The following is an 11,550-nucleotide window of genomic DNA, read 5'->3' as shown; positions in this document are numbered from 1 at the left end:
TCTGACTACTTTTTCTTTGAAGCATCTTCTCAAATCCCCTTGACAACTGCCATCCAAGCTTAACTTGTTACGAATGGGCGCAGTGCGTCTTCCTTTTTGTTGGGCGAGGTGGTGAAAACGACGACGTGGGCTCCGAATGCACGGGCGAACTTCACACCCATGTGGCCTAGCCCGCCGATACCAACCACGCCGACCTTCTTGCCCTTGGTGACACCCCAGTGGCGCAGGGGCGAGTAGGTTGTGATTCCGGCGCACAGGAGTGGCGCGACTCCAGGGAGATCGAGGTTGGTGGGAACGCGCAGAACGAAGCGTTCATCGACGACGATGCTATCGGAGTAACCACCATAGGTGACACCTCCAAGGTGCTTGTCCGGGGAGTTGTAGGTGAGGGTCAGGTTCGGGCAGAACTGTTCAAGTCCAGTTTTGCAATTGGGACAGGTTCCATCCGAATCAACCATGCAGCCGACTCCTGCCAGATCGCCAGGCTTGTACTTCGTCACTGCCGAGCCAACCTGGGTGATACGTCCCACCATCTCATGACCGGGAACGATCGGGTAGACCGTGCCGCCGCCCCACTCGTTTCGCACCATGTGAAGATCGGAATGGCAGATGCCGCAGAAGAGGATTTCGATCTGTACGTCGTGTTCGGTTAGATCGCGCCGTGCGATCGTGTCGGAGGCTAGCGGTGCGGTCGCACTGACTGCGGAGTAAGCTTTGGCGTTGTACATAATATTGATGCTCCAATCTGGAAGATAAGCTGGTTTACTTCTACTCGGTCTTGAATCTGTCCTGGTATTGTTCGTCCCTGACTTTTTCCAGCCAGTCCAAGGGTTTGCCGTCGAGTACCTCCTGAGTAGCGATAGGAGCCATCGCCGTTGGCGGTAAAGGTGGCGACAATGCTTTTTTGTCGTGCGTTTAGGGTTCGATCGTGTTGGCGACGAACATCAACTACACCGTTTGACCGCCATCAACGACCAGGGCGTGTCCGACGGCGAAGGAGGCTGCATCCGAACACAGCCAGACGACAGCATTGGCGATCTCTTCGGGTTGGCCCATCCTGCCAATTGGTTCCTGCGAGATCACTCGTTCTCGTCCTTCGGGAGTACCGCCGCTGAAGCGATCCATCATCGGGGTGTCGATGATTCCGGGGCATACAGCATTGATGCGAATGTTCTGCGCGGCGTAGTCGAGAGCTGCTGCCTTGGTCAGTCCGACCACGCCGTGCTTCGCAGCTACGTAAGCAGCTCCAGCTTTGAAGCCTTTGACCCCAGCACCTGAAGAGGTATTTACGATCGCGCCACGGCCTTGCTTGAGTAACAGCGGGATTTCATACTTCATGCACAGAAAAACACCGCGCAGGTTGATGTCTACGATCCGATCCCACTCTTCCTCTTCAATTTCTGCTGTTGCTGCATTCTTCTGTTCCACACCAGCGTTATTAAAAGCAAAGTCCAGCCGTCCGAAGGTTTCGATGGTCTTGTCCAAAGCTGCCTTCACGTCCTCGGCTTGCGTTACGTTACACTTAACGGCGATCGCCCGTCCACCGAGTTCTTCGATCATGCGGGCCGTTTCTTGATTGCCCTGTTCTGAAATGTCAGCGACCACCACGTTAGCGCCTTCGCGTGCAAACGCCAGCGCTGTAGCTCTACCGATGCCATTTGCTGCTCCGGTGACGAAGGCCACTTTGCCTGTAAAGTTCTGGTTGTTCATGGGATTTTTTACCTTGTTTTTTGGTTTACCCTATTTCAGGTGTTGGGTGAAAAAGGATGTGAGCTTGTCAAAGGGGATCAGGTTCACCCGGTCGTACAAATCGACGTGTCCCGCATTCGGAACCCGGACGATCTCCTTCGGCTCGACAGCGCGGTTGTAGGCATCCTCGCTGAACTCCCTAGAGTGAGCCTCGGTGCCGGTGACGAAGAGCAGCGGACGATCGATCTCCTCGATCCTTTCAAGCGGGTAATAGTTCATGAACCGCACGACGCTGGTCAGCGTCGGCTTTGTCGTCCGATCCGGAGACGAGCCTTTCGGTGTGAACTCACCCCGGGGAGTCCGGTAGAAGTCGAAGAACTCGCGCTGAACCGGGTCGGTACTCGCCGTCAGTTCGTTCGTCGTTCCACCCACGTAGGCGGTCTCACCGCTCGTGAACTCCACGTAACGCTGCTCCGCAGCAGCAGCGATCATCTGCTTCCTTTGCTCGGCGGTCACCGACTTCCTAAGCCCATTGCGAGCCGCCGCGCCCATGTCGTACATACTCACTGTCGCGACGACCTTGATGCGGGGGTCGATCTTGGCGGCGCTGATGACGAAGCTGCCGCTGCCGCAAATCCCAAGAACACCGATCCGGTCTCTGTCCACGAATGGCCTGGTGCCCAGGAAGTCCACTGCCGCGCTGAAGTCCTCGGCATAAATCTCTGGCGCGATGAGGTTTCGCGACTTCCCCTCGCTCTCGCCCCAGAAGGACAAATCGAGGGACAAGGTGACGAATCCCTGTTCAGCCAGCTTTTGGGCGTAAAGATTCGAGCTTTGTTCTTTTACTGCACCCATTGGGTGTCCGACAACGATCGCCGGATTCTTGGCGTTCCGATCTAAGGTTTTGGGAATGAAGAGATTCCCAGCAACCTGTATGTTGTATTGGTTTCTGAACGTAACCTTCTGCATCGTCACTTTGTCGCTCTTATAGAAGTTGTCCGCACCCTCGATCGCAGCGGACTGCTGAGCGGGTGCTTGGGAGATCTTACGCGAGACGTGTGTTTTGTCGAGCGCAAATGCCGCCGTTGCACAGATTGCACTAATCAAGAGGGTTGGTATTAGAACGCGGTGTTTCATTGAGTTCTCCATCTGTGTGGGTTTATCTAGCGGGTTAGCTTCGGTTCGACGCGCCTGCCTTCAGCGGAGTCATGTCGATAGCGCGACCTTTAATTCGGGTAGAGGCCAGGGGTGATGTTGCACTGGCTGCGGCATACGCTTTCGTGTTGTACATGATGGATACTCCTATTGATTTACATTGAGTGTCTGGTATTGCTCGTCACTGACCTGTTCCATCCAGTCCACGACCTTGCCGTCGAGTTGTTCCTGAATGGCAATATGGGTCATGGTTGTGGTAGTTGTGGCTCCGTGCCAGTGCTTCACACCTGGCGGAATCCAGACGACATCGCCAGGTCTAATTTCCTGAATTTGTCCACCCCATTGCTGAACCCAGCCAACCCCAGCCGTCACGATCAGCCTTTGTCCTAACGGGTGGGTATGCCACACAGTTCGTGCGCTAGGCTCAAAGGTGACACGGGCACTACCCGCGCGGGCTGGACCTTCTGGTGAGAATAGGGGGTCGATGCGGACGGAACCTGTAAAGTTTTCGGCGGGTCCTCTGGTGGAAGGCTGCGAACCGTTTCGTCTAACCTCTACAAGTTGTGTATTATTGCTCGATGGGGCTTGTGCTGGTTCCACAGAAGAGAAACCCAAAGCAAACAGAGAACATGACACAATCGTTGTCGCAAGCAGTTTCATTTCTATCTCCTTTGACGTTTGTTTCTACTGAATTAGCTCTACCGCCACGTTGATAGAACCAGGGACATTAAATGCTTCTACGCCAGCATCTATCTTGCCGATCGCGATGATGCCGGGGTCAGGGATTGGTTGTTCGTCGTGGCGATAATAAATAGCCACATCAGGACCGGGAGACCAGTAAATGATGTCTCCAACTTCATAGGTTTTGGTTCGCTCACCCTCCTCCGAAATTGCTCTCGGCAGGCGGGCAAACTTTTCTCTTCCAAACAAATCGTTCATCGTCAGCGTTAATGGCAGCAGGGAAACAAAATCCCGAGTGGTTTTACTGTCGATCAACGTGGCTGTAACGGCTTTGTCTCCGACCTTGATGATTATCTTCATACTGCTTGCCTGCTTGGTTGATAGGTCAGTCGGCAGCTTCGACGAGGCACTGTCAGGCATCCTGTTGTCGGCACGGCAGGCTGAGTAACTCAGGGACATCGTTAGGGCGAGAACCAAAATCAGCATTGTCTTCTGGCAGTTTCTCCCCTTGAGGGGAAACCATTTCAAAACCATTAAGATCTTCCTGCGTACTCCTCATCGCTGACCTGTTCCAGCCAGTCCACGGGTTTGCCGTCGAGCCATTCCTGAATGGCGATGTGCGTCATTGCCGTGGTTGCCGTGGCACCATGCCAATGTTTCTCACCCGGCTCGAACCAGATCGCATCCCCCGGACGAATTTGCTCGATCGAGCCGCCCCAGCGTTGTGCAAGACCGCAGCCAGCCGTGACAATTAGGGTGTGTCCCAACGGGTGGGTGTGCCATGCTGTCCGAGCACCAGGCTCGAACGTGACGCTGGCACCAGACGTGCGTGCTGGTTCGTGCGCCTCGAACAGGGGGTCTATGCGGACAGTGCAGGTAAAATACTCAGCCGATCCTTTGGCCGAAGGCTGTGACCCACTTCGTTTAATGTCCATTTCTTAATTCCTTCACTTGATGCCATTTCGGTGGCTGTCATAATCGTAGAAATTGAGCACTTCTCGCTTCTCTATCAATAGGGATGGATGTTTTAAGAAGCAATGTTAAATTTGATGGCATTTTGGTTGTCACTCAGCAGGTTTCTTGCCCAATCAAAACTGAGTTTTCTCTTGTATAAAAGTCCAGAATGCTTACTATTCGCCGGAACTATTTTTCATTGCTTTAGCTTCATTCTAAGAATCCTCAAGGTCAAGCAATAGAACGATCGTCTAAGATTGTTGTACAATCCTGCAAACTTAGAAACGAACGCTGCCAAAACGAGTGAAAAGTCCGCTATGCAGTTAATGAACGGCCAGCAGGCAAAGCCCGAGGCAGATAGAGCACAAGCCCACAGAAACGAACTGATACCAATTCACTATGAAGATACACTAAATGAGGCTGATGTCTTTCTGGTTGGAACTATATCCTTAGCGTTCTATTATTAATGCAGCTTCATAGTGAATTGGTATGACGAATAGCCGATTGCACAGGCGATTCGTCAGGATGGGACGATTGAGCCGCTGACTAGACCTCTTGCAAAAATAACTAGGACGGGCAAGATGCCCATCCCACAAGAAAAAATAACTCTTGTGGGATGGGCATCTTGCCCGTCCAATAAATTTATGAAAAGGACTTTTGCAAGAGGTCTACTGAAAGGATTCCACTTCAACCGATCCTCCTCACCTTCGGAATGCGTTGATAGTGTCTCTATCCCTGCCTTTTGTGCGATCGCCCAGGGCAGCAAACAAGTTCTTCTGGGCAGCGATCGCGCTTCTGTTGGATGCTGGCTATACCTGTTCATTCCTAGTTTCAACCGAACTCAGCGCCGCTTTGAGGGTATGCCAAGCCAAAGTTGCACACTTAACCCGCATCGGATATCGGGAAACACCTTGCATGATATTGAGTTTCTCCAGCGGAGGCTCAAACTGAGTATTTCCCGCTGCCATCTCGCGGAACTGTTCTACCATTAAAAGCACCTGTGAAATAGTTTTGCCTTTGATAGCGATCGCCATTAAGTCAGCAGAAGCAAGGCACAAAGCACAACCTGCACCTTCAAATTTAATATCTGCAATTTTACTTTCTGCTTCATCTAGTACCAGCGTTAAATCAACCACATCACCGCAATAGGGATTTTCTCCTCGGTGTTGACGATGTACAGGGTTAGTTTTTCCTTTATTTTGCGGTTTTCTGGCGTGTGTCAAAATTACTTGCTCGTAAATTTGGCGATCGTTAATTTTCATAATTTCTTCACTCTTTAAAATTCTTTAATAGCAACTGCTTGTAATCGTCCGGGGTATCAATATCAATCGCAGCTTCTGGTATTAGCAGAATCAATCCTGTGTCTATATATTTTTGTATTAACGCCTTTGCACCTTTATCTCCTTCAAGCTGCATCAGTTCGGGAAATAATGCCTTGCTAAACAGGGCAGGTACACCTGTAGTTTCGTTATACTTTGACGCAATAATTACTTTTTGCGTTTTTTGATAAGACTGAATCAATTGATTGAAAATCTGGGGAGAAACTAGCGGCTGATCTGCAAGTGAGATGATAACTCCATCAAGTTTAGAGTTAGTTTTAAGTAGCATACTAATACCAGCGCGAATAGAAGAAGACATTCCCTCTTGCCATTGGGAGTTCTCTACAACTTGCACGGCCTTTGGCATTAGTTCCGGTTTAATTTGTTCTACATAAGCTCCCAGGACTACTATGATAGGTTGGCACAGAGAAGCTAAGGCAACTTCAACCGCATGGAGTATCAGGCTGCGTCCTTGATAAGAAAGCAATTGTTTTGGTCTTCCCATGCGGGTTGCAGATCCAGCAGCGAGAATAATTAGACCAATTTTAAATACCATACCCAAGTTTTGAATTTTTGATTATTAAGAACATACTCGTATTAGCCATTATTTTTTTGATAATTGACTATTGATTGAAGCATGAATTGGTACAGTGCGATTTCTTAAAAAACCACCTTGATGCTTGGCTGTTACTGCTTGAATTTCGGCGATAATCGCCAGAGCAATCTCTTCGGAATTATCTGCCCCAATGTCGAGTCCCACCGGACTATATAAATTTTGTTCCTGTTGTGGAGTCGGGATAACTCCTTCTTCTTGTAGTTCTTGCAATAATCGGGCTGTTCTTTTCTTAGGGCCAAGTACACCTAAGTATTTTAAGCCAGAAGGCAATAACACTCTCAGCAATTCCAGGTCATCTAAATAATTATGAGTCATAACTACAGCAACAGTACGCTCATCTATCTCGATGTTTTTTAATACATCATCAGGAGAACAAAATTTAACTCGATCTGCTTCTTGAAAACGCTTTCGGCTTGCTTCCCGTTGGCGGTTATCAACTACAGTAATATGCCATCCTAACTCTTGGCCAAAGCGAACAACGGGAAGAACGTCATACCCAGCACCCAAAATTACCAGCGACAGTGGCGGCTGAATGACTTGAATAAAAACTTCAACTTTCCCGCCTGTTAACTGATATTGTTTCCCTACCGAGGTTTTCTGTTGAAGTGCTGCTTGTGTATCCCTTAAAACCGCTGCTGCTAATTCCTCATCGCTGATGTGGTTGATGATATCTGAATTTAGTAGCAAGCGATCGCCTATTTGAGATTTGCTTTCACCCTCTATATTAAATACAGTTGCAATAGCACTCTCAAACCGAGCATCCAGGCATTTGTGGACAAAACTAATTTGGTTCGGCTCGTTTACTGGCAACGATTCAATCAAAACATAAGCAATGCCTTGACAGCCAAGCCCCAATCCCCAAATTAAATCTTCCTCGGAGGTGGAGTCATACTTAACCACACAAGGCCTACCAGTGTTCATTACCTGCTGTGCTTTCTCAAATACATCACTTTCCAAACAGCCACCGCTAATTGCACCTACTATCAAGCCATCTGCACTCATCAACATTCGCGCACCAGGCCGGCGATAAGTTGAACCTTCCACTTTAACTAAAGTTGCCAAGGCTAGCTTTTTCGTGGTGTCTTTTACTTGCTCTAAAGCAGCCTTAATATCGTGTATTTCTTTCATTGCTCAGCCTAAAAATTCTTGTATCTCACTGTTTAAGTTTGATTATAAGGACTTCAGCATAGGGAACGATATAACGATACTTGCAAGTTATTGTACAATCCTGCAAAATTCTTCTTCTAAACTAATCATGGGACGAGCGTGTAAAGCTTTGGTGTAATGACTTTTAACTTACTTGCTTGTCCCTTTCTTATCCCGAACTCACGTTACATATAAATCGCACGGCTCAGACGAACCCCGAAATCCGCATCCGGATTTGTCGTGGCGTCACCAAGCCGCTCTTGCATTACTGCAACTGCCAAGTCCCGGCGCTTTGGCGATCGTGATGCGTCGGCAGATGCCAGCGCTGCCGCCATCTGTTCGCGCGCGAGATCGGTGCAATAGCAGGGCGTGCCTGGTTGCTGACGCCACGAATCGGCGATCGTGCCCGCGTCGAAAGCATCAAGCCCGGTGTCTTCGACGAGGGCCATCGCCACGGAGCGATCGTTCTCGCGGTCAGCAGCCACAGGGAGGGCGATACGGCCAGGGCTTCCAGCAGGCTTGCCCAAGGTGGCGAGGGAGCCAGACCCGATCGCGTTCCACGCCTTGGCGATCGGCCGGCCTAGCTGTTCGGCCACCCAAAGGCTCTCAACCTGCCCGGCCTCGATAGCATCGATCTTGTCGTCGCGATGGGGATAGTAATTGGACGTGTCGATGACAACTGTCTCGGCTGGTAGGTTGGCAATCAGGGGCGCGATTGTGGAAATGCGGTTGAGAGGGATGGAGAGAATCACCACGTCAACGTCCTCCACAGCTTCGGCCGTCGATACCGCGCGTGCGCCGAAAGCCAGCACATCGGCCTCGATGGTCTCAGGACCGCGAGAGTTGGCCACCTTCACGTCGTGTCCGGCCTCAGCCAGTTTGCGTACCAAAGTCTTCCCGATATGGCCAGTACCCAAGATCCCGATGTTCATTTTCTTCGTGTTATCCATGATAAATCATCCTTTTACTGTGTTGTTTGACGGGGTATTGCCAGCCCGTTCAAGGTGTCGCGAAGCTCAGCAAGGTCTTCATCGGAGAGACGGCAGGCCGTCTCGATCTTTTCAGGGATCGAGCACGCTGCCTCGCGAAGTGCCTCGCCCGCTTCTGTCAGATCGATAAGAACGCGGCGTTCGTCCTGTTGGTCACGGGTGCGCGTCACCAACCCCGCGCTCTCAAGGCGCTTTAAGAGCGGTGTCAAGGTTCCGTTATCCATACCGAGTTCTTGCCCTACTTCCCCAACAGTGCGCGGGGTGCCCTCGTAGAGAGCCAGCATGACCAGAAACTGAGGATAGGTCAGGCCCAAAGGCTCAAGAAAGGGCCGATGAAGCCGAATGACGCGGTTCGACGCACTATAGAGGGCAAACGAAAGCTGCCTCCCCACCTGTCGCCGTTGGTTGATGTTCGAGTTGTTATCCATTTTAAAATCCAGTCAACCACTATTATATAGCGCACTACATAATAGTTCAATACCTATAATTCACTTTTTTCTGGATCGGTCTTGCACCCATTCCCATGCGTTGCACCAAGGCGACGGTACGAAGATTCTTCCACACTGCCCACCGTTGCCAGCGCGCACCGTTCCCCCTGAGGTTCGCGGAGGCGATCGCCTCGACTACCGCTGTCACTTCATTCCTCAAATGACCTGACTCAAAGCAGCTTGTCCGGCGTAATCGGCAGATCCCTGATGCGTTTGCCCGTGGCATGAAAAACAGCATTGGCGATCGCCGCCGGGATGCCCACCATGCCGAGTTCGCCCATGCCCTTGACACCGAGCGGATTGACAACTTTATCCTCCTCCTCAACGAATATCGTATCGATTTCCAAGACATCGGCATTAACCGGCACGTGATAGTGCTGCAAATTCGGATTCATAATCCGCCCGTAACGGTGGTCGATTTCAGTCGCCTCTTGCAGCGCCATACCAATGCCCCAGACAACGCCGCCGATTTCCTGACTGTGCGAGGCCTTCGGATTCATAATCTTGCCGCAGGCAGTCACTTCAATGGCGCGCGTAACGTGGACAGTCCCCACATCCGGATCGACCTTCACTTCAATAAACTGCGCGCCGTGCGCCAACGTCGCATACTTCTCCCGATCCTTTGAGGGACGCGACTCGAATGTTTCCGTGATTGCGGTGAGACCATTACGCTTCATCAGTGCGGAGATGTTGACGGAACGATCCGGGTCGCTTATTAGTCGCAGTTGCCCGTCGAGCATCTCGACATCGGAAGAGGCTGCCCCCTTGAGCGGAGAATTCGGTTCCTGGTTCGCGAGGGCGAGCAACTTCGTGCCGATCGCCAGAGCCGCCCCGCGCACCGCCGAGCCGACGCTCGCCGTCGTCCAAGAGCCCCCCTGCGACGGTGCCCGAGGGAACTTCGTGTCGCCGAGTTCAAATTTCACCTGCTCCAACTTCAGCCCCAGATACTCGGCAGCGATCATGGTCATCACCGTGTAGGTGCCAGGTCCGATGTCGCTGGTCGCACTTGCGACTTTGGCCGTGCCGTCCACCTGCAGCGTGACGAGGGCAGCAGCAGGCATCTGGAAAGCGCCCCAGACGCCGGTCGCCATTCCCCAACCGACGAGTAGGCGTCCGTCACGCATCGATCGCGGCTCGGACTTGCGATTCTTCCAACCGAATTTTTCCGCGCCCAGCCGGTAGCACTCCCGCAACGCCTTACTCGAAAATGGCTTGCCGCTCTCGGGGTCTACTTCGGCATAGTTGATCAGCCGAAGTTCGAGCGGGTCGATCCGCAGCGCGTAGGCCAGCTCGTCCATCGCGCATTCAAGCGCGAACATACCGCTAACGGCCCCGGGTGCGCGCATCCAAGTCGGGGTGGCGAGGTCCGTGTTGGTAATCTTCAGTGGCGCGTAGAGATTCGGGCAGGCGTAGACTTGGCGCGTGAAACCCGTGGTGTTGTCTGAGAACTCCTCGATGGTGGAGGTGTTGTGCACGGCTTCATGAATCATCGCCGAGAGCTTTCCCGATCGCTCCGCACCGAGGGCGATCTTCTGAATCGTGTGCGGACGATAACCGTGGCCAGTGAACATTTGCGTGCGCGTATAGACAACCTTGACTGGGCGCCTGAGTTCGCGGGCTGCCATCGCTGTCAGCGCCGGATAATAGTTCGGGCGCAGCGACGCTCCAAACGCCCCGCCGACGAAGGGCGAGACCACACTCACGTTTTCCTCGGGCAGACCGAAACTCGAAGCCAAATGTGTACGCACGCTATAGACCGCCTGCGTCTTGTCGAAGACCGTTAGCTTGGCGCCTTCCCAGACCGCGATCGCCGCGTGCGGCTCCATGGGGTTGTGGTGCTCGATCGGGATGCGGTACTCGGCCTCTACCTTCACGGCCGCTGCGCGCATCGCCTCTTCGGGATTACCGCGCGGCTTCGGAGGCGGCTCTTTAGTAGTGGGGACGCGCGCGCTTGAGCGCACCGCCTCAGTGTCGGTCATGTGCTGCTGTGAGTTGTAGGAGACTTTAACCAGACGTGCCGCATAACGTGCCTGCTCGTAGGTCTCGGCGACGACGAGTGCCACAGGCTGCATATTGAAGAAGATTTTGTCGGACTGGAGCGCCCGAAACGACTTGTCTTCCTCCTCGGTGGCGCGGGGCGGGGCCTGCTCCGTGGAAGACTTCGGACCAAGCTTCGGTGCGTTCAGGTGCGTGAATACGCGAATTACGCCTGCGGCGCCTTCAGCCTCACGCGTGTCGATCGATTTAATCGTGCCCTTTGCTACAGTTCCCAGCACGATAAAACCGTAAGCGAGATTGGGAACCTGGAATTCCGCCGCGTATTTAGCCTTGCCCGTAACTTTGGCTGCGCCGTCCACGCGGCTCATTTCTTTTCCGATGTATCTTGCCATTTCGTTTATCCTCCCTAATATCAAATCCGCCCTTCATCGTCCTGTATTCATCTCTCTGTTCTCTGACTCTGCGTTCTCTGCGTTCTCTGCGGTTTAATCATTCCCATGCAACCGGAATTGATA

At 52.3% G+C, this 11,550-nt stretch carries 13 protein-coding genes and 1 pseudogene; 1 reads left to right on the top strand and 13 read right to left on the bottom strand.

The annotated features are described in order from the left end of the window. Positions 1 to 59 precede the first annotated feature (59 nt). The 6 genes from QUA90_RS20715 to QUA90_RS20690 all read right to left on the bottom strand — a co-directional run bounded on the left by QUA90_RS20715 (position 60) and on the right by QUA90_RS20690 (position 4,460). The gene (locus tag QUA90_RS20715; protein ID WP_333447454.1) at positions 60 to 728 is read right to left on the bottom strand and encodes an NAD(P)-dependent alcohol dehydrogenase; all 669 of its coding nucleotides are present in this window, start codon (positions 726 to 728) and stop codon (positions 60 to 62) included. 220 nt (positions 729 to 948) lie between these two features. After that, positions 949 to 1,710 (bottom strand): SDR family oxidoreductase, encoded by a 762-nt coding sequence (locus tag QUA90_RS20710; RefSeq protein WP_333390656.1) that lies wholly within the window; start codon positions 1,708 to 1,710, stop codon positions 949 to 951. 30 nt (positions 1,711 to 1,740) lie between these two features. Next, entirely contained in the window at positions 1,741 to 2,826 is a 1,086-nt protein-coding gene (locus tag QUA90_RS20705) for an alpha/beta hydrolase (RefSeq protein ID WP_333390653.1), read from the bottom strand. Positions 2,827 to 2,991: 165 nt separating this feature from the next. After that, positions 2,992 to 3,480, bottom strand: coding sequence for a (R)-mandelonitrile lyase (locus tag QUA90_RS20700; RefSeq protein WP_333390650.1), 489 nt, complete (start codon positions 3,478 to 3,480; stop codon positions 2,992 to 2,994). A 48-nt stretch (positions 3,481 to 3,528) separates the two neighbouring features. After that, a complete protein-coding gene (locus QUA90_RS20695; protein WP_333447452.1) occupies positions 3,529 to 4,011 on the bottom strand; it encodes a cyclophilin-like fold protein in 483 nt (160 codons plus the stop codon). Positions 4,012 to 4,058: 47 nt separating this feature from the next. Next, on the bottom strand, positions 4,059 to 4,460 hold the full coding sequence (locus tag QUA90_RS20690; protein ID WP_333390646.1) for a (R)-mandelonitrile lyase: 402 nt from the start codon (positions 4,458 to 4,460) through the stop codon (positions 4,059 to 4,061). A gap of 600 nt (positions 4,461 to 5,060) precedes the next feature. Between QUA90_RS20690 and QUA90_RS20685 the strand changes: the two are divergent. Next, positions 5,061 to 5,273 (top strand): annotated as a pseudogene (locus QUA90_RS20685) (AraC family transcriptional regulator N-terminal domain-containing protein); the annotation flags it as partial. Between the two features lie 15 nt (positions 5,274 to 5,288). On the opposite strand, the gene sufU reads toward QUA90_RS20685, so the two are convergent. The 7 genes from sufU to QUA90_RS20650 form a co-directional block, all read right to left on the bottom strand. Continuing rightward, entirely contained in the window at positions 5,289 to 5,741 is a 453-nt protein-coding gene (gene sufU, locus QUA90_RS20680) for a Fe-S cluster assembly sulfur transfer protein SufU (protein WP_333390643.1), read from the bottom strand. A 7-nt stretch (positions 5,742 to 5,748) separates the two neighbouring features. Then, positions 5,749 to 6,354, bottom strand: a complete 606-nt coding sequence (locus QUA90_RS20675; RefSeq protein ID WP_333390642.1) for a nucleotidyltransferase family protein — start codon at positions 6,352 to 6,354, stop codon at positions 5,749 to 5,751. A gap of 48 nt (positions 6,355 to 6,402) precedes the next feature. After that, entirely contained in the window at positions 6,403 to 7,542 is a 1,140-nt protein-coding gene (locus QUA90_RS20670) for an XdhC family protein (RefSeq protein ID WP_333390640.1), read from the bottom strand. Positions 7,543 to 7,745: 203 nt separating this feature from the next. Further along, positions 7,746 to 8,510, bottom strand: a complete 765-nt coding sequence (locus QUA90_RS20665) for an NAD(P)-binding domain-containing protein (protein WP_333390637.1) — start codon at positions 8,508 to 8,510, stop codon at positions 7,746 to 7,748. Between the two features lie 14 nt (positions 8,511 to 8,524). After that, positions 8,525 to 8,977 carry a MarR family transcriptional regulator gene (locus tag QUA90_RS20660; RefSeq protein ID WP_333390635.1) on the bottom strand — a complete coding sequence of 151 codons (453 nt, stop codon included), beginning with the start codon at positions 8,975 to 8,977 and terminating at the stop codon, positions 8,525 to 8,527. A gap of 46 nt (positions 8,978 to 9,023) precedes the next feature. Further along, positions 9,024 to 9,185, bottom strand: a complete 162-nt coding sequence (locus QUA90_RS20655) for a hypothetical protein (RefSeq protein WP_333390634.1) — start codon at positions 9,183 to 9,185, stop codon at positions 9,024 to 9,026. Positions 9,186 to 9,207: 22 nt separating this feature from the next. Further along, positions 9,208 to 11,427: a xanthine dehydrogenase family protein molybdopterin-binding subunit gene (locus QUA90_RS20650; RefSeq protein WP_333390629.1), complete on the bottom strand. Its 2,220-nt coding sequence runs from the start codon at positions 11,425 to 11,427 to the stop codon at positions 9,208 to 9,210. Positions 11,428 to 11,550: the final 123 nt, after the last annotated feature.

This window comes from Microcoleus sp. D3_18_C4, assembly GCF_036702355.1.
In the GTDB taxonomy this organism is placed as follows: Bacteria; Cyanobacteriota; Cyanobacteriia; order Cyanobacteriales; family Microcoleaceae; genus Microcoleus.
The sequence above is the reverse complement of the archived record's forward strand: the minus strand, read 5'-3'. Positions and strand labels throughout refer to the sequence as shown.